The 16,278-nt window shown below is 62.9% G+C and carries 17 protein-coding genes; 7 read left to right on the forward strand and 10 right to left on the reverse strand.

Annotated features, from left to right (window positions below; translation table 11 throughout):
* Positions 1 to 37 precede the first annotated feature (37 nt).
* On the forward strand, positions 38 to 1,300 hold the full coding sequence (purD, locus tag ROSMUCSMR3_RS04870) for a phosphoribosylamine--glycine ligase (protein ID WP_081506622.1): 1,263 nt from the start codon (positions 38 to 40) through the stop codon (positions 1,298 to 1,300).
* A gap of 60 nt (positions 1,301 to 1,360) precedes the next feature.
* Here the strand turns inward: purD and ROSMUCSMR3_RS04875 are convergent, their stop codons facing one another.
* The 3 genes from ROSMUCSMR3_RS04875 to ROSMUCSMR3_RS04885 form a co-directional block, all read right to left on the reverse strand.
* Positions 1,361 to 2,107, reverse strand: coding sequence for an FG-GAP repeat domain-containing protein (locus ROSMUCSMR3_RS04875; RefSeq protein ID WP_081506623.1), 747 nt, complete (start codon positions 2,105 to 2,107; stop codon positions 1,361 to 1,363).
* Position 2,108: 1 nt separating this feature from the next.
* The gene (locus ROSMUCSMR3_RS04880) at positions 2,109 to 2,432 is read right to left on the reverse strand and encodes a 2Fe-2S iron-sulfur cluster-binding protein (protein WP_008280476.1); all 324 of its coding nucleotides are present in this window, start codon (positions 2,430 to 2,432) and stop codon (positions 2,109 to 2,111) included.
* A gap of 98 nt (positions 2,433 to 2,530) precedes the next feature.
* The gene (locus ROSMUCSMR3_RS04885) at positions 2,531 to 3,562 is read right to left on the reverse strand and encodes a hypothetical protein (RefSeq protein ID WP_081506624.1); all 1,032 of its coding nucleotides are present in this window, start codon (positions 3,560 to 3,562) and stop codon (positions 2,531 to 2,533) included.
* A gap of 222 nt (positions 3,563 to 3,784) precedes the next feature.
* Between ROSMUCSMR3_RS04885 and ROSMUCSMR3_RS04890 the strand changes: the two genes are divergently transcribed.
* Positions 3,785 to 4,069 (forward strand): hypothetical protein, encoded by a 285-nt coding sequence (locus ROSMUCSMR3_RS04890; protein WP_008280478.1) that lies wholly within the window; start codon positions 3,785 to 3,787, stop codon positions 4,067 to 4,069.
* On the opposite strand, the gene ROSMUCSMR3_RS04895 is transcribed toward ROSMUCSMR3_RS04890, so the two are convergent.
* The 3 genes from ROSMUCSMR3_RS04895 to ROSMUCSMR3_RS04905 all read right to left on the reverse strand — a co-directional run bounded on the left by ROSMUCSMR3_RS04895 (position 4,066) and on the right by ROSMUCSMR3_RS04905 (position 7,441).
* The gene (locus ROSMUCSMR3_RS04895) at positions 4,066 to 5,676 is read right to left on the reverse strand and encodes a thiamine pyrophosphate-binding protein (RefSeq protein WP_081506625.1); all 1,611 of its coding nucleotides are present in this window, start codon (positions 5,674 to 5,676) and stop codon (positions 4,066 to 4,068) included. The two genes, ROSMUCSMR3_RS04890 and ROSMUCSMR3_RS04895, sit on opposite strands and share 4 nt — an antisense overlap.
* A 26-nt stretch (positions 5,677 to 5,702) precedes the next feature.
* Entirely contained in the window at positions 5,703 to 7,151 is a 1,449-nt protein-coding gene (locus ROSMUCSMR3_RS04900) for a TrkH family potassium uptake protein (protein WP_008280480.1), read from the reverse strand.
* 62 nt (positions 7,152 to 7,213) lie between these two features.
* The gene (locus tag ROSMUCSMR3_RS04905; RefSeq protein WP_008280481.1) at positions 7,214 to 7,441 is read right to left on the reverse strand and encodes a hypothetical protein; all 228 of its coding nucleotides are present in this window, start codon (positions 7,439 to 7,441) and stop codon (positions 7,214 to 7,216) included.
* Between the two features lie 254 nt (positions 7,442 to 7,695).
* On the opposite strand from ROSMUCSMR3_RS04905, the gene ROSMUCSMR3_RS04910 reads away from it, so the two are divergent.
* Together ROSMUCSMR3_RS04910 and ROSMUCSMR3_RS04915 are read left to right on the forward strand one after the other, a co-directional pair.
* Positions 7,696 to 8,283: a cytochrome P460 family protein gene (locus ROSMUCSMR3_RS04910; protein WP_081506626.1), complete on the forward strand. Its 588-nt coding sequence runs from the start codon at positions 7,696 to 7,698 to the stop codon at positions 8,281 to 8,283.
* 86 nt (positions 8,284 to 8,369) lie between these two features.
* Positions 8,370 to 9,077, forward strand: coding sequence for a CDP-alcohol phosphatidyltransferase family protein (locus ROSMUCSMR3_RS04915; protein ID WP_081506627.1), 708 nt, complete (start codon positions 8,370 to 8,372; stop codon positions 9,075 to 9,077).
* Positions 9,078 to 9,106: 29 nt separating this feature from the next.
* Here ROSMUCSMR3_RS04915 and ROSMUCSMR3_RS04920 read toward each other — a convergent pair whose 3' ends face one another.
* The 4 genes from ROSMUCSMR3_RS04920 to ilvD all read right to left on the reverse strand — a co-directional run bounded on the left by ROSMUCSMR3_RS04920 (position 9,107) and on the right by ilvD (position 12,706).
* The gene (locus ROSMUCSMR3_RS04920) at positions 9,107 to 9,484 is read right to left on the reverse strand and encodes a hypothetical protein (RefSeq protein ID WP_081506628.1); all 378 of its coding nucleotides are present in this window, start codon (positions 9,482 to 9,484) and stop codon (positions 9,107 to 9,109) included.
* A gap of 12 nt (positions 9,485 to 9,496) precedes the next feature.
* Positions 9,497 to 10,255: a DUF6478 family protein gene (locus ROSMUCSMR3_RS04925; RefSeq protein ID WP_008280485.1), complete on the reverse strand. Its 759-nt coding sequence runs from the start codon at positions 10,253 to 10,255 to the stop codon at positions 9,497 to 9,499.
* A 107-nt stretch (positions 10,256 to 10,362) separates the two neighbouring features.
* A complete protein-coding gene (locus ROSMUCSMR3_RS04930) occupies positions 10,363 to 10,899 on the reverse strand; it encodes a hypothetical protein (RefSeq protein ID WP_081506629.1) in 537 nt (178 codons plus the stop codon).
* A 49-nt stretch (positions 10,900 to 10,948) separates the two neighbouring features.
* Positions 10,949 to 12,706, reverse strand: coding sequence for a dihydroxy-acid dehydratase (gene ilvD, locus ROSMUCSMR3_RS04935; protein ID WP_008280487.1), 1,758 nt, complete (start codon positions 12,704 to 12,706; stop codon positions 10,949 to 10,951).
* A gap of 97 nt (positions 12,707 to 12,803) precedes the next feature.
* On the opposite strand from ilvD, the gene ROSMUCSMR3_RS04940 reads away from it, so the two are divergent.
* The 3 genes from ROSMUCSMR3_RS04940 (at position 12,804) to ROSMUCSMR3_RS04950 (ending at position 15,942) form a co-directional block, all read left to right on the forward strand.
* A complete protein-coding gene (locus ROSMUCSMR3_RS04940; RefSeq protein ID WP_008280488.1) occupies positions 12,804 to 13,691 on the forward strand; it encodes a CPBP family intramembrane glutamic endopeptidase in 888 nt (295 codons plus the stop codon).
* A gap of 62 nt (positions 13,692 to 13,753) precedes the next feature.
* Positions 13,754 to 14,671, forward strand: a complete 918-nt coding sequence (accD, locus tag ROSMUCSMR3_RS04945) for an acetyl-CoA carboxylase, carboxyltransferase subunit beta (RefSeq protein ID WP_081506630.1) — start codon at positions 13,754 to 13,756, stop codon at positions 14,669 to 14,671.
* Entirely contained in the window at positions 14,668 to 15,942 is a 1,275-nt protein-coding gene (locus ROSMUCSMR3_RS04950) for a bifunctional folylpolyglutamate synthase/dihydrofolate synthase (protein WP_081506631.1), read from the forward strand. The genes accD and ROSMUCSMR3_RS04950 overlap by 4 nt, the downstream gene beginning before the upstream one ends.
* Positions 15,943 to 16,278: the final 336 nt, after the last annotated feature.

Consider the following 16,278-nt stretch of genomic DNA (forward strand, 5'->3'; position numbering starts at 1 on the left):
AACGCAGGCCAACCAAGGCCAAGCAGGAGTTGCCGCCATGAATATTCTCATCCTCGGATCGGGCGGGCGGGAACATGCGCTTGGCTGGGCCGTGCTGCAAAATCCCAAATGCGACCGGCTGATCGTGGCCCCGGGCAACGCGGGCATCGCCGAAATCGCCGAATGTGCCGCACTCGATATCCTCGACGGCGGCGCGATTGCGGGCTTCTGCGAGGCCGAGGCCATTGATTTCGTCATCATCGGCCCCGAGGCCCCGCTTGCCGCCGGTGTCGCCGACCGCCTGCGCGAGGCGGGATTGCTGGTCTTTGGCCCCTCCGCCGCCGCCGCCCGGCTTGAGGCGTCCAAGAGCTTTACCAAAGCCATCTGCGACGCGGCAAACGCCCCCACCGCCGCCTATGCCCATTTCACCGACCTTGCCGCCGCCCGCGCCTATGTCACGGCGCAAGGCGCCCCCATCGTGGTCAAGGCCGACGGTCTGGCCGCGGGCAAAGGCGTCATCGTGGCCATGACCGAGGATGAGGCCCTCGCCGCGCTGGAGGATATGTTCGGCGGCGAATTCGGCGCTGCCGGGGCCGAAGTGGTGATCGAGGAATTCATGGACGGCGAAGAGGCCAGCTTTTTCGTCCTTTGCGACGGCGAGACAGCGCTCCCCATCGGCACCGCCCAAGACCACAAACGCGTGGGCGAGGGCGACACCGGCCCCAACACCGGCGGCATGGGGGCCTATTCCCCTGCGCCCGTGATGACCGACGCCGTGACCCAACAGGCGCTCGATCAGATCGTCCGCCCCACCTTGGCCGAAATGGCACGGCGCGGCACGCCCTACCAAGGCGTGCTCTTTGTCGGGCTGATGATCAAGGACGGCACACCGCGCCTTGTCGAATACAACTGCCGCTTTGGCGATCCCGAATGTCAGGTGCTGATGATGCGCTTGGGCGCGCAGGCGCTCGACCTGCTGCTCGCCACCGCCGAAGGACGACTGGGCGATATTTCGGTCAACTGGGCCGAAGATCACGCCCTGACGGTCGTTCTGGCCGCCCGCGGCTATCCCGGCACCTATGAAAAAGGCAGCGTCATCAAAGGGCTAGAGACCTGCCCCGAGGACAGCTTTCACATGGTCTTTCATGCAGGCACCACCCGCGCAGAGGGGCAAATCACCGCCACAGGCGGCCGCGTTCTGGCCGCCACAGCCCGTGGCACCACCCTGCAAGAGGCGGCAGAGCGCGCCTATGCCATGGTGGACCAGATCGACTGGCCCGAAGGGTTTTGCCGCCGCGACATTGGCTGGCGCGCGCTCTGAACTGCACCCTGCGTGGGGGCCAGCCCCCACACCCCCGAGGTATTTTTGGCCAGATGAACCTCAGCCACAGGCCAGCACCTGTGCGAACCCCTTTGGGGTGGCCATGATCCCCAAGGGCCGCGCCGTCAGGTCAGCGCCGTCAAACGCCACCGCCACAACCTCGCGAAATCCGGCATCCGCAACGATGATCTCAGGCCCTAGACCACAGTCGCGCAACCCGCCCCAGATCACCTCATCCCCGATCCGGTGATTGGTCACGCCCTTGAGGCTCGCAACCTGCGTCAAGCCCCCCGGTGCCCAACTCCAGACGCGCAGGGTCTTGCCCAGATGCGGCGTCTCGACATAGGCGATATCGGTGATCCCGTCGCCATTCAGATCGGCAATCGCAGCAGGGGCCAGCCAGCGAAACCGTGTCCCGATGTGGGGCGTGGCGGCGGATTTCACCAAGTGCCCGCGCCGCAGACTGTAAATCGCCAGCTGCGCGCCCTGCGTGGGGCTGGATTCCACAACCACCACATCAATCTGCCCATCGCCATCGGCATCCACCAGACGCGGGGCGATATCCTCGAACACATGGCTGGGTTCCGGCCCCCGCCGCAGGTCATACCGGATTTCCATTCCAGAGGCATCGCGCACCGCCAAGACACGGCGCTCGTGTATCTGCCCCATGATCCGATGCGGATAGCTGTCATCAGGGGCTTCAAAGCGCGCAGCGGCGATGCTGCCACCGCCGCTCGTCACCCAAGGTTCGGCCAGAACTGGCCCCGCAAGCAGCAGCGCCCCGAAGACCGCCGCCGCGCCGCGCATCTCAGATTTGTTTTTCCGGCATCTGCACCACCAGACCATCCAGCGCCTCCGTCACCTTGAGCTGACAGGTCAGACGCGAGCGCGCCGGGTCCGGCTGATAGGCGAAATCGAGCATGTCCTCTTCCATGTCATCCTTGGCAGGCAGTTTGCCCACCCAAGCCGGATCGACATAGACATGACAGGTGGAACAGGCGCAGGCCCCGCCGCAATCGGCCTCAATGCCGGGGATATTGTTGTCGCGTGCGCCTTCCATCACGGTCAGGCCATTGGCCACCTCGACCTCATGCCGGGTGCCATTATGCTCGATATAGGTGATTTTAGCCATGTCTGGGCTCACTCCGTTGCGTCGCTATCGCCCATCTACCTAATCGCGCCACCGGCCCGAGACCAGCCCAATTTGCGCCACCTCGGCAAAAGATTACACTACGTCTTGCCGCGCCGCGCCGCCCGCCAGCGCCCGATAAGCGAGCTATCGGGCTTGGCCTCGGGCGCAGATCCAAGCATCTCTTGCGACACACGCTCTGCCAGGATCGCAACCGCCCGCTCCGAAAGCGGCACCCACGCCCCCACCGGCTCTGGCGGCTCAAAGGGCACCTGCCCGGCAAGAAACTCTTGCGCGAGCGCCGCATTGGACGCCGCGCAGCGCTCCAAAAGGTCGCGCCGCGCCTCAGGGCTCAGGATCTCTTGCGCCGCGCCGGTCTGCGCCCGCTCTGGCACCTGCGCCATGAACTGCGCCAAGAGCGGCGCAATCTCTGGCCCGCTCAGCCCCCGCGCAAGGAGGGCGGCCTTGATGTGCCGCGCAGCCTCGATCATCGCCGCAGGCGGGCTCACATTCTGCGGCGCTAGTCCCAATGCCCCCTCGGGCGGGGCCACGCCGATGATCTCCAAAAACCGCCGCACGGCAAAATCCTGTGGCTGCGACGGGTTGAGCGGCACAACGGTCATCGCCTCGCGCCCCACTTGTGCCGCCCATGCCCCCAAAAGCCGATGATAGTCCAGCGTCCCCCGCGACAGCCGCCGCTCCAGCAGGTGCTCAAAGCTGCCAGCCCAGTCGCTCCGCCCCTTCACATGCTGCTTGAAATCGCTCTCGATCCACAGATCCTGCCGCTTGAGATAGACCACCACGCGCAGCTCATAGCCCAGCCGCTGCACCGCATCGCGCAACGGCACGAACCTGTCTTGACGCCAAAGGTCAAACAAAACCTCGCTGCTCAGCACCACATCGCGCCCCGAGCGCAGGAAATAACCCAGATGCGCCGCCATCCGCGCGCTATCCTGTGCCACACCAAAGGCCGCCAGTTGCGCCGCATTGCCCTGATTGCGCGTGCGGTCCTCGGGATGATGCTCATAGACCTGCCCCTGCGCCGCCAGCCACGCGGCACCCTCCGCCAGAAAGCTCTGGACCGTGGTCGTCGCACATTTCGGCATGCCGATATGAAAGGTGACAATGGGCATGATCGCGCCTGTGATCCGTGTTCAAAGCGTGTCAGCCCATAAAAGAGCGACATGCCCCTCTTATACCACGGGTTTGCGCGCGCAACACTGCGCACTCTTTGCAAAAATTTGGGAATAATCCTCGGCAAGCGCCGTTCTTTTGACATGGTCCTGACGCCAACGCGCCCCCGGCGGGCAGTGGAGTGAAGGCCGGAATGCAAAACTTGTAACGGAGTCCCGCCAATGAAAACCATCCTCACACTCGTCACCGCCCTCACGCTCGGCCTCACCGGCATCGCTCAGGCGGATGTGTCGAAAACGATCGGCCGCGCCAGCCAGATCAAGGTCGGCAAATCCAGCGTCATGCCCCCCGTCAGCCATCAGGGCCAATGGTGGACGCATCCCTCGGGCTGCGAATATTCGCGCACCGGGCGGCCCGGCGAAACCGTCTGGTATCTGATCATCAACACCGCCCGGCCCGGTTGCCCGGCCTATATTTCGGTGACCGGTCGCGGCGATGTTTACTAAGCCTGCACCGACAGAACCGGCGTCATATGGATCAACGTGGGGCGGTCCGCGCGCAGCGCCGCCTGCACCGCCTCTTGCAACGCCGCCACGTTTTGCGGGGCCTCGGCATGGGCGCCATAGGCCCGCGCCAGCGCGCAGAAATCGGGGTTATGCGCCTTGACCGCATTGGGCGCGATCTGCGCCCGCACCATGCTGTCCTCGATCTCTTTCAGCTTGGTATTGTCCCAGACCAGAATTGGCAGGGCCAGCCCCTGCTCTACCGCCGTGCCCAGTTCCTGCACCGTATACTGAAACCCGTAATCGCCCGCGATGGCGACGGTGGGTTTGCCCCGCCGCGCCATCGCGCCGCCAATCGCCGCAGGCAGCGCATAGCCGAGCGTACCAAAGCCTGTGGGATGATGCCAATGACCGGGCCGCGCCATCGGCCAGACCTCTTTGGCGACATAGGCGAATTGCGTCATGTCGGAATAGATCATCGTGTCCTCGGGCAGCGCCGAGCGCAAGGCATCGCAGATGCTGGCAATCCCCGGCCGCTCGGCGTCGCTCTCAGCCCGCCAGCGCGCCCGCGCGGCAGTGATCTCTTCGGGCCGCCAACCGCCGCATGACGGCAAATCCTGCGCCAAGAGCCTCCGCGCCAACGCCCCGGCCTCTGCCAAAACCCGGCGATCACCGGCCACAGCACCACCCAGAACATCCGGGTCCATATCCACCCGGATCAGCGGCGCACGATGCCCCAACTCTGCCCGCCACAGATCGTTTTGCGACAACTCGCTGCCCACCACCAGCACCAGATCGGCCTCGCCGATCACCGTCGCGCTATCAGGCCGCGCCAGATAGGCCCCGAAATCAAGCGGGGCCGCAGCCCCCATGATCCCGCGCCCAGCATAGGTGGTAAAGGTTGCAGCCCCCAACCGCGTCGCAATCTCGCGCCAGGCCTCGGCACTCTGCGCAGCCCCGCCGCCCAAGATGATCAACGGCTTGCGCGCTGCCCGCAACGCCTCGGCCACCTCTGCCACCACCTCGGTGGCGATCTCGGGCACATCCACCAATGGCAGGGCCGCAGGCGCCGCCTCGGCCATCCCTTCCAGCGTCGCAATCGGCACCTGAATATGCCGCGGCCGCCCGCGCCGCGTGGCAAATTCCACAAGCGCGCGGTCAATCAACCGATAGGCACTGGCCGCATCGCGCGCCTCAACGCTCCATTCTGTGACACAGCCCGCCGCCGCGCGCTGATCGCGCATCTGGTGCAACTGCCCCTGCTGCGCCGCTGTCTCATCCAGACAGGACGACAGCACCAGCACCGGCACACTGTCCGACCACGCCTGCCCGAGCGGCGTCAGGATATTGCACAGCCCCGGCCCGGTGATCACATAGGCCACCCCCGGCTGGCCCGTGGCCCGCGCATAGCCATCGGCCATGAACCCGGCCCCCTGCTCATGCCGCGCCAACACATGCGTGATCCCGGCCTCTTCGATCCCGCGATACATCTCTTGGTTATGCACCCCCGGAATGCCAAAAATCACCGCGACCCCGCGCGATTTCAGCATATGGCTGATCTGCGCCCCCAAAGGCGCTTGGGCGCGGAACTCGTCGGATTTCTCAGCCATCTCAGGCTCCTTTTCAGATTAGGGTGTCACGGACGCCAGAACGACGGCAGGATAAGAACGATCACGGCCAGAATCTCCAACCGCCCCATCAGCATGGCAAGGATCATCAGCGCCTTGGCCGAATCCGGAAACGCAATAAGCGAGCCAGTCGGCCCAACACTGGGACCAAAGGCAGGCCCCACGTTAAAAATCGCCGTCCAGGCCCCCGTGACGGATTCCATCAGCGTCAGCCCCGTCAACTCCAGCGCGACCGAGAAAAACCCGAGCGACAGAATATAGACGGTGAATAGCAGCATCACCGATTGCAGCACCTCATCCTCAACCCGCCGCCCCTCATGGCGCAGGATCATCACGCTCGACGGGTTGAAAATCCGCCGCGCCTGTTGGCCCATCGCCCGCATCATCAACTGGTAGCGGAAAATCTTGATCGAACAGCCCGTAGACCCGGTGCAGCCGCCAATCGCCCCCACCACGATCAGCACGACAAAGGGGAATGTGCCCCAGGCGGTCACATCGCCATCGCCATAGCCGGTGCCGGTAAAGATCGAGACGATGTTGAATAGACGCAGGCGCAGGCTTTCTTCCGTAAACTGCCCGTTCATCACAAAATCATAGCCCACCACCATGGCGACGGCGTAGAAAATCCAGCGCAGATAGGTGCGCACCTGCGTATCGCGATAAAGCGGCAAAAGGTTGCCCTGCACCCCCTGCATCATCCGCACAAAAGGCAGGCTGGCCAACACCATGAACAGCACACAGGCATATTGAGGCCCACCGGGAAAGGCCGCAAACGAGCTATCCATGCTGGAAAATCCACCCGTCGACACGGTAGTCAGCGCATGCACCGTCGCGTCAAACGCCCCCATCCCAAGCGCAAGATAGGTCAGCGTGCAGGTTGCGGTCAGCAAAAGATAAATGTTCAACACACCCTTCGAGATATCGATGGTGCGCGGCAGGGCCTTGCCAAAGGTGTCGAACCCTTCGGCACGGAAAAATTGCATCCCCCCAACCCGCATTTCGGGCAGGAACACCAAGGCCACGATCACAATCCCCAGGCCGCCCAGCCATTGCAAGATGCCCCGCCACAGCAAAAGCCCCTTGGGCAGGGTATCCAGCCCTTCAATCACCGTCGCGCCGGTCGTGGTCACGCCTGACATCGCTTCAAAATAGGCGTCGATGAACTCCAGATCGGTCTCGCCAAGCATGAATGGCAACGCCCCGAACAGCGGCAGCGCCACCCAGACCAGCGTGGTCAGCAAAAACGCCTGTTGGATCGTCAACGGCTGGCCCATCGAATTCTTGCACGACAGCGCCACCAATCCGCCCGCGATGCAGGTCACGATCAAGCTCTCGGCAAACACAGGCCAATGCTCGCGCCCCTCGGCAATATCCACCAAGAGCGGCAGCGCCATGGTCAGGCCCATGGCCATGACCATCAGGCCAACGAGATATCCCACGGGTCGCATGTCGAACATGGGGCGAGAGTTGGCCGTTGCCGCCGAAACTGTCAAGCTGCATCAACGCCCGCGCGACGCGCTCAGTCAGGCAGAATGTCCTCGAATACAAAGGCGGCGATATCGGCGCGCGTCAGCCCCATCGCCTCCAACTCCGAAGCGCTCAGACTTTGGAGATGCGCCACGCTTGCCAGCCGTGGCCGCGCCAGCAGATAGCCATTCATTCCGGCAGCGCGCTCCACCAGAAAAAGATCCAGATCGTGCCGCCAATTGGCGGGCATGAAACGGGTCGTCAGGTCGGTATCGCCCATTTGGGTTCCCTTTCCCGGATCGGACAGGTTCCCTCCCTTGGGATAATATAGCGCGAATCCTCTCGGAAATCGCCCATCCCCACACAGCGACCGCAGAGTGTTGCTGCATTGCAGCAATCGCGCAAACCCAGCCCCACCAAAGGGCCAATCCCTTCAACGCCTCACGCATTAGTTAAGTTCAATTACAGAGAATTCATGCAAATGTCCGCACGGATGACCACCGTGTCTCAGGATTTCAATGGAGAAGATATAAAATGAAACGCCAGCTTTTCGCCGCCGCAACCGTGATAGCCAGCCTCAGCGTCGCTCAGACCGCCCACGCGGCCGATTGTGCCGTCGCGGTCGAGGATCCCTTTGCCCTCGAAGCCGCCGCAATCGAAGAAATCTACGCCTGCATCAAGGACGAGATGGTTGCAAGCTACACCAAAGAGGGCGATGCCGTGGCAGGTGCCTATCGCGATTGGACCGTAACGTCGAGCCGCCCCGCCGTGGCCGGTGCCCATGGCAACCGCCTACTTTACACCTTCGCCAATGACATCGCCGCCGAGCAATACCTGAAATATGCAGACGACGGCGTCGTCATGCCCGTCGGGTCTGTGCTGGCCAAGGAAAGCATCACCATCAGCGCCAAGAAAAAAGCCGCCGTGACAGGCCCGCTCTTTATCATGACCAAGGGCGAAGCCGGCAGCGCGCCAGAGACCGCCGATTGGGTCTATGCCAGCATTCAGCCGGACGGCAAGCCGATGAAATTCAAGCAAAGCTTCTGCCATGACTGCCACGTCGCATGGGAGGCACAAGACATGATGGCCTATCCGCTGGAAGAGGTCCGGCTGGCAAACTAAGCACCCTGTCAGAAAATTGGCCCGGTCCCTGCTTGGGGGCCGGGCTTTTGTTTGCAAATCCCTCATCTCTGCGTCATTAAACCCGGATGACCCAGCAGATGCGCGCCCTTCTTGTTCACCTTTTCACCGCCACCGGCGCCGTGTTTGCCATGCTGGCGATGCTGGCGGCGGTTGATCACAAATGGGAATTGATGTTCCTGTGGCTCGTGGTGGCCTTTGCGGTGGATGGTATAGACGGTGCATTGGCACGCAAATACGATGTTCAACAACACGCCCCCGAATTTGATGGCGTGCTGCTTGATCTCATCATCGACTATCTCACCTACGTCTTTATCCCGGCCTTCGCGCTCTTCAAATCAGACCTGCTGCCGGGCTGGACGGGCTGGCTTGCCATCATCGTCATCACCTTTGCCAGCGCGATGTATTTCGCCGACACACGGATGAAAACCAAGGACAATTCCTTTTCCGGCTTCCCCGGCTGCTGGAACATGCTGGTTCTGGTGCTCTTCGCGCTCGAGCCGAATTTCTGGATCATCCTCGGTCTGGTGGTGGTACTGGCGGTGGCGATGTTCCTGCCGCTCAAATTCGTGCACCCCGTGCGCACCGAACGCTGGCGCTGGCTGACCCTGCCGATGGCCTTGGCTTGGACCTTCTTCGCAGGCTGGGCCGCATGGGTGCATTTCGATCCCCAAAGCTGGGCACATTGGGGGCTTGTCGTTACCAGTATCTACCTGCTCTTTGCGGGCATCGTGCAACAGCTTTTGCCGCGCAAGGGCGATCTCGACCGGCTTTGACGCGCAGATCACGGCTGGCCTTGGGCCCCCTACATCGTATCCAGACAATGCCGCCGAAACGCCCGCTTGAGCAGGTCCAATTCCTCGCGCAAGAGCGCCATTTCCGCACGGATGTCATAGCTCAGCACATCCCCCGACAATAGCGCGAAACTGTCCAGAACCTCACCACTCCGCCGATCCCGGATAACAAAGGTCTGCACCCCATCCGCGATTTTTTCCACCGGCACCGGCACCCGCACCACCCAGAGCTTTTCCTCAGGCTTGGCGGTCACCGCAACCCCCGCCACCGGCTCTTGCTGATGCGTGACCTCGATCTCGGGCGCGGCCTCATCCTCGCCCGCCCGCGTCAAAACACCTTCCCAAACCCCTTCAAACAGGCGCGTCTTGGTCAATGTCCACTCGTTCATCGCCGCACTCCCCTATAGCGCCGCGCGCGGACGGCGACTGAACGTCACATCCCGCAACACAAGCTGGCTCATCTGCGGATTCTCGAAAATCAGGTCGATCCACGCCCGCTCCACCCGCTTTTCGTTCAGGTTGGAATAGGCCAGATCGAACTCAACCATGATTTCCTCTGCATTCAGCGGCAATTCCCGCACGATCTGTTCGGTGTTCGGCCCATGTTTGATATTGAGCCGCGCAAAAATCTCCAGCGGCTTTTCCAGCTCCACGATCGTATCCATCCGCAACAGATGCCGCTTGGTCAGCCCGTTCACCGCCTGCTGCGGGAAATCCAGCACCACCGACAGAAACGATCCGTCAAAGGCAAACACATCCATCCGCAAGCCGTAAGGCGCCAGATCCGCCTCGCGGCTGTTGCGCAATTGGCGCAAACACAACTCCGACCGGGCGCAATCGTGAAACAGCGTCACCTCGCGGCCCAGCATAGACTTGGACCGAACCGAGGCCATACCCGGCACCGGCAGCGGCTCGCGCCACAATTCGGGCCGCCAGGCCCAATCGGTGCCATGCGGGCGGGAAAACGAATTTGACCCGATCATCGGCAGCGCCAGCCGGTTATCGGAAATCGAGATCACCTCGTTCAGCGAATACATCAGCTTGCGCGCCCGCGCCCGCGCGCGCCGCAACTCCGCCAATCCCATCATCGGGGCATTGCGCGCAGTCTGACGCCATTTGCGCAGGCTGTGGCGATGCGTCAACACGTCCAGTAATTTCATGCAGAGCGCACCCTTGCCACTATTCGCACGCGCGGTCGTGCCGCAATGCTACGTCCCAAATCCTTGCATAGCATTAATTCAAAAGAGGAAACAATCCATCCCAAAGATCAGGATTTCGGGCTTGCCGCCCGCATCGCCCGCGCCAAGGCTTGCAACAACGCCTGCCCGTCAGACCCAGACACGCCCTGCCCCGCGGGTCCATAAACCGCCAACCCCACCAGATGCCCGTTGATCACCAGCCCCGCGCGCCAATGCACCGGGTCACCCCCCGGCAACGCGGCATCGCCGCCCTGCATCACCTGCACCAGCGCCAGCCCCTCATCGTCCTGCGCCACCCGCACCTTGGCCGGGGCCAGGGCCCGCGCCATGGCCTGTGCATCGGGCTTTTGGGTCGACGCCGCACGGGCCAGCACCGAAACCGTCATCACCGCCGGATCAGCATAGACGCCCCCCGTCTGGCCTAGGCTCACACAGCTGGCCATCAGCGCAAAACTGCCCGACGCCCCGCGCCGCACACTGGCGGCATCCACACAATAGCCACGGGGGCCCGTGACCACCACATCACCGTCATAAAACGCCACAGCCGCCATGGCCTGCGGCTTTTTCTCCACAGGCACGGCCAGACAGCCCGCAAGGGCCATCATCCCCAGCCCCAGCAGGGTCCGGAACGCATGCGCCCGGACCCTACCTTGCTCAGAGGTCCATATAGACATGCCGCTCGAACGCTGCGCCGGGATGGGTCACAGCGCCCTTATAGGTCTCGCCCACCAATTGCGCATATTTCCACAGCGCCCCGCTGGTATAGATCGTCTCGCGCGGCCCGCCCCAAGCGTCCTTGCGCTTGGCCAGTTCCTCGTCGCTCAGATCAACCGACAATTCCCCCTTGATCGCGTCAATCGTGATCATGTCGCCCGTGGCAATCAAGGCAATCGGGCCACCATGCGCGGCCTCTGGTCCAACATGGCCCACACAGAACCCGCGTGTCGCCCCAGAGAACCGCCCATCGGTGATCAGCGCCACCTTCTTGCCCATGCCCTGACCGCTCAGCGCCGCTGTGGTCGACAGCATCTCGCGCATGCCGGGGCCGCCTGCCGGGCCTTCATTGCGGATGACGATCACCTCGCCCTCTTTATAGGCGCGCGCTTTTACGGCCTCGAATGCGTCTTCTTCACATTCAAACACCCGCGCCGGGCCGGTAAAGACCTGATGCTCGGGCGCAATGCCCGCCACTTTCACAATCGCGCCGGTCGGGGCCAGATTGCCCTTGAGACCGACAACGCCCCCCGTCTTGGTGATCGGCGTTTCAATCGGATAGATGACCTTGCCATCGGCTTCGCGCTCGATCAGGTCCAGCTCCTCGCCGATGCTGCGCCCGCTCGCGGTGATGCAATCCTCATGAATCAGACCGGCCTTGCGCAATTCCTTCATCACAACCGGGATACCACCGGCATCATAAAGGTCTTTGGCCACATAGGCCCCGCCCGGTTTCAGATCGACGAAATAGGGCGTGTCGCGGAAGATGTCGCAGACATCTTCGAGAAAGAAATCAATCCCCGCCTCATGCGCAATCGCAGGCAGGTGCAAACCGGCATTGGTGCTGCCGCCGGTGCACGCCACAACCCGCGCCGCATTCTGCAACGACTTGAGCGTCACCACGTCCCGCGCCCGGATGTTGCGCTCCAAAAGATGCATCACCGCACGACCAGACGCCTCGGCATATTGATCGCGGCTTTCATAAGGGGCAGGCATACCCGAGGAATTCATCAACGCCAGACCAATCGCCTCAGAAACACAGGCCATGGTGTTGGCGGTGAACTGCCCGCCACAGGCCCCCGCCGATGGGCACGCCACCCGCTCCAGCATATCCAGCGCCTTGTCGGACATTTCGTTGTTCTGATGCCGCCCCACCGCCTCGAACATGTCCTGCACGGTCAGATCACGGCTGCGGAAATCCGCCGGAATCTCCTCGACCTGCGGGGCCTTGCCCGGCAGGATCGACCCGCCATAAATGAACACCGACGGCACGTTCAACCGCACCATCGCCATCATCATTCCGGGCAGGGATTTGTCACAACCCGCCAAACCAACCAGCGCGTCATAGCAATGTCCGCGCATGGTCAATTCCACCGTATCGGCAATCGCCTCCCGGCTCGCAAGGCTCGACCGCATGCCCTCATGCCCCATCGCAATCCCGTCCGTGACCGTGATCGTGGTGAACTCACGCGGGCTGCCATGCGCCTCTTTCACGCCACCCTTGACCGCCTGCGCCTGACGGTTCAGCGCGATGTTGCAGGGGGCTGCTTCGTTCCAGCAGGTCGCCACGCCCACGAGCGGCTGATGAATCTCCGTCTCGGTCATGCCCATGGCATAGTAATAGGACCGATGCGGCGCGCGCTCGGGCCCTTCGGTCACGTGACGGCTGGGCAGTTTGGCTTTGTCGAACTTTGTCATGAGGGGCCTCCCGAAATTTGCTGAAATCGGTCTAGGCCAGCGACGCGACGGGGGCAAGCCGATTGCAACCCCTTAGCCCTGCCTATAGCGTGCGCCCATGAGATATGACGCCCATGAAATCCTTGTCGGCCCCGCCCGCAGCACCGCCCATCCCGCCCGCCTGCTGGCGGGCATTGCGCTTGGCGTGCCGGTCTTCGTGGCGCTCAGCTTTGGCTATGCCGCGCTGCTCCCCATCCTCTTTGGCCCCGAGGCTTGGGCGCAAATCGCACCGGGAATCGAGACCGCCTCAAACCCACAAGGCGTGCTGATCAACCTCTTCGTCTTCGGCCTCTTGATCGTGGCGCTTGGCCTGACCCTGCGCATCATCCACCGCCGCAGCCTCTGGAGCATTATCGGCCCCCGCGCCCTAGCCATCCGCCAATTCGCCCGCGCGATGGGCGTCATGTTGCTGCTCTACGGTGCCCTCCTCTTTTTGCCGATGCCCGAAGGGATGGACCCCGTTGCCAATCTCACCCCTGCGCATTGGCTCATGCTCCTGCCGCTCGCGCTCACCGGCCTCTTCCTTCAGGTCTTTGCCGAAGAACTGGTGTTTCGCGGCTATTTGCAAAGCCAGCTTGCCGCGCGCTTTGCATCGCCTCTTGTATGGATGGTGCTGCCCTCCCTCAGCTTTGCCATTCTGCATTACGATCCCGTCAGCTTTGGCGCCAACGCCTGGGTGGTCGTCGCCTGGGCCGCCACCTTTGGCCTTGCCGCCGCAGATCTGACCGCCCGCGCCGGCACGCTTGGCCCCGCCACAGCGCTGCATTTCGTCAACAATTTCAGCGCCATCATGATCGCGGCCCCGCGCGGGCAATTCGACGGGCTGGCGCTCTACGCCTACCCCTTCACCCTCGACAATGCCGAGGCCCTCTGGGCCATGATGCCGCTCGACCTGCTGATCCTCGTCTGCGGCTGGCTCGCCATTCGCCTCAGCTTGCGCCGCTGATTGCATTTCACCCGCGCCCCGCTTATGTGAGGGCGCAATCGTCACCAGAGGGACCTGACCCGATGAACTGGATCACCAATTACGTGCGCCCGCGGATCAACTCGATCTTCTCGCGCCGCGAAATCCCCGAAAACCTCTGGACCAAATGCGACGAATGCGGAACCATGCTGTTCCACCGCGAACTCTCGGACAATCTCAACGTCTGTACCAACTGCGGCCACCATATGGGCATCACCCCGCGCGCCCGCTTCGTGGGGCTGTTTGACGGCGGCATCTTCTCCGAGGTGGACGTGCCCGCCCCTACCCCCGACCCGCTGCATTTCCGCGACCAAAAGAAATACCCCGACCGCCTGCGCGCCGCCCAAAAGGCCACCGGCGAGAAAGAGGCGATGCTGGTCGCCACCGGCGAAATGGGCCGCACGCCCATCGTCGCCGCCGCACAGGATTTCAGCTTCATGGCCGGATCCATGGGCATGTATGTGGGCAATGCCATCATCGCCGCCGCCGAAACAGCCGTTAAGCTCAAGCGCCCGCTCATCCTCTTTTCCGCCGCCGGTGGCGCGCGCATGCAAGAGGGGATTCTCAGCCTCATGCAAATGCCCCGCACCACCGTCGCCGTGCAGATGCTGAAAGAGGCGAACCTGCCCTATATCGTCGTGCTGACCCACCCCACCACCGGCGGCGTCACCGCATCCTATGCGATGCTGGGCGATGTCCAGATTGCCGAACCGGGCGCGCTCATCTGCTTTGCCGGGCCGCGCGTCATCGAACAAACCATCCGCGAGAAACTGCCCGAGGGCTTTCAGCGCGCCGAATACCTGCTGGATCACGGCATGCTCGACCGCGTGACCCCCCGCACCCAATTGCGCGACGAGTTGATCACAATCACCCGCATGCTCATGGGCCTGCCCCCCGCGATCAAGGGCGACCTGCCCGCGCCCACGCCCGATGCCAAACCGCAGGACGCCACCCAGAAATGACCGCTCCCACATCTGACGCCATCCTTGCCCGGATGATGGCGCTGCACCCCAAGATCATCGACCTCACGCTCGATCGCGTCTGGCGTTTGCTCGATGCTTTGGGCAATCCCCAGAACGATTTGCCGCCCGTGATCCATATCGCAGGCACCAATGGCAAAGGCAGCACTCAGGCGATGATCCGTGCCGGTCTCGAGGCGGCGGGCAAGACCGTGCATGCCTATACCTCGCCCCATCTCGCGCGCTTTCACGAACGTATCCGCCTTGCCGGCGACTTGATCACCGAAGAGCACCTGACTGCCGTCTTGGATGAATGCTACGCCGCCAATGGCAGCGATGCGATCACCTATTTCGAGATCACCACCTGCGCCGCCCTTCTCGCCATGGCCCGAACACCCGCCGACTATACCTTGCTTGAGGTGGGTCTTGGCGGGCGGCTTGACGCCACCAATGTGATCGACCAACCGGCGCTCACCGTCATTACCCCCATTTCCATCGACCACGAACAATATCTGGGCGACACGCTGGCCAAAATCGCGGGCGAAAAGGCCGGGATCATCAAGCGCCGCGTGCCCTGCGTCGTCGGCCCGCAACCGGATGAGGCTCTGGAGGTGATCGAGGCCGTCGCCGCCCGCCACGGCGCGCCTCTCTTGGCCCACGGCCAGCACTGGCACGTCACCCAAGAACGCGGCCGCCTGATCTATCAGGACGAAACTGGCTTGCTTGATCTGCCCCTGCCCAATCTTCCCGGCGCGCATCAGATCGAGAATGCCGGTGCCGCCCTTGCCGCCCTGCGCCATTTGACCATGGGCGATGCAGCCTTTGAGGCCGCCGTTACGCGTGCGTTCTGGCCTGCCCGCATGCAACGCCTGCAAACCGGCCCGCTGACCGATGCCGCCCCGCACGCCGAGGTGTGGCTGGACGGGGGCCACAACCCCGCCGCCGGGCAGGCGCTCGCCCGGCATCTGGCCAGCCTGCCCGCACGCCCGACCTATCTGATCTGCGGCATGCTCAACACCAAGGACATCGCGGGCTATCTCACACCGCTGGCCGCCCATGCCACCGCCCTCACCGCCCTGTCCATTCCCGGCGAGGCCAACACCCTACCCGCCGAAGTAACGGCAGAGGCCGCCCGCGCCGCAGGCCTTCCCGCCAGCACCGCCGATACCGCCCTTGCCGCTGTCACCGACATCGTGAAAATCTGCCCCGAGGCGCGAATTTTGATCTGCGGGTCGCTCTATCTCGCTGGCGGAATTCTGCGCGAGAACGGCTAGGCGCTTTTCGGCAAAGCGGAACGAACCGGACGCACGCAAAAAGCTTACAAAATCCATGTAACAACCTTACAGATTGTAAGGTCACCGCCTCCCTGCGACGCCGCGACAGAAATCGGCGCATTTAACGGCTTTTCGGGCCGTTTTGGGCTTTTTCCGAATCACCCCATATTGACGAAATCGTGAAATTCAGACTAGATATAGGCAATAAAACCGGCTTTCGTGCCCGCCGGACTGCATAATCACCAAGGGGGGAAGCGCCGTGCACTATCACGTCACTGGCCGAGCAGCGCTAGGCTATGGCTGCTGCCCATCCCGGACCAGCCTTTCCCAATGTAT

It is taken from the genome of Roseovarius mucosus (assembly GCF_002080415.1).
Lineage (GTDB): Bacteria > Pseudomonadota > Alphaproteobacteria > Rhodobacterales > Rhodobacteraceae > Roseovarius > Roseovarius mucosus_A.

What these genes read in the sequence shown, in the direction of transcription:
- ilvD (WP_008280487.1), bottom strand. Translation starts at nt 12,706, where the DNA reads ATGACAAAGTTCGACAAAGCCAAACTGCCCAGCCGTCACGTGACCGAA.
- accD (WP_081506630.1), top strand. Translation starts at nt 13,754, where the DNA reads ATGAACTGGATCACCAATTACGTGCGCCCGCGGATCAACTCGATCTTC.
- ROSMUCSMR3_RS04900 (WP_008280480.1), bottom strand. Translation starts at nt 7,151, where the DNA reads ATGTTCGACATGCGACCCGTGGGATATCTCGTTGGCCTGATGGTCATG.
- ROSMUCSMR3_RS04950 (WP_081506631.1), top strand. Translation starts at nt 14,668, where the DNA reads ATGACCGCTCCCACATCTGACGCCATCCTTGCCCGGATGATGGCGCTG.
- ROSMUCSMR3_RS04920 (WP_081506628.1), bottom strand. Translation starts at nt 9,484, where the DNA reads ATGAACGAGTGGACATTGACCAAGACGCGCCTGTTTGAAGGGGTTTGG.
- ROSMUCSMR3_RS04875 (WP_081506623.1), bottom strand. Translation starts at nt 2,107, where the DNA reads ATGCGCGGCGCGGCGGCGGTCTTCGGGGCGCTGCTGCTTGCGGGGCCA.
- ROSMUCSMR3_RS04890 (WP_008280478.1), top strand. Translation starts at nt 3,785, where the DNA reads ATGAAAACCATCCTCACACTCGTCACCGCCCTCACGCTCGGCCTCACC.
- ROSMUCSMR3_RS04930 (WP_081506629.1), bottom strand. Translation starts at nt 10,899, where the DNA reads ATGATGGCCCTTGCGGGCTGTCTGGCCGTGCCTGTGGAGAAAAAGCCG.
- ROSMUCSMR3_RS04910 (WP_081506626.1), top strand. Translation starts at nt 7,696, where the DNA reads ATGAAACGCCAGCTTTTCGCCGCCGCAACCGTGATAGCCAGCCTCAGC.
- ROSMUCSMR3_RS04895 (WP_081506625.1), bottom strand. Translation starts at nt 5,676, where the DNA reads ATGGCTGAGAAATCCGACGAGTTCCGCGCCCAAGCGCCTTTGGGGGCG.
- purD (WP_081506622.1), top strand. Translation starts at nt 38, where the DNA reads ATGAATATTCTCATCCTCGGATCGGGCGGGCGGGAACATGCGCTTGGC.
- ROSMUCSMR3_RS04905 (WP_008280481.1), bottom strand. Translation starts at nt 7,441, where the DNA reads ATGGGCGATACCGACCTGACGACCCGTTTCATGCCCGCCAATTGGCGG.
- ROSMUCSMR3_RS04885 (WP_081506624.1), bottom strand. Translation starts at nt 3,562, where the DNA reads ATGCCCATTGTCACCTTTCATATCGGCATGCCGAAATGTGCGACGACC.
- ROSMUCSMR3_RS04915 (WP_081506627.1), top strand. Translation starts at nt 8,370, where the DNA reads ATGACCCAGCAGATGCGCGCCCTTCTTGTTCACCTTTTCACCGCCACC.
- ROSMUCSMR3_RS04940 (WP_008280488.1), top strand. Translation starts at nt 12,804, where the DNA reads ATGAGATATGACGCCCATGAAATCCTTGTCGGCCCCGCCCGCAGCACC.
- ROSMUCSMR3_RS04925 (WP_008280485.1), bottom strand. Translation starts at nt 10,255, where the DNA reads ATGAAATTACTGGACGTGTTGACGCATCGCCACAGCCTGCGCAAATGG.
- ROSMUCSMR3_RS04880 (WP_008280476.1), bottom strand. Translation starts at nt 2,432, where the DNA reads ATGGCTAAAATCACCTATATCGAGCATAATGGCACCCGGCATGAGGTC.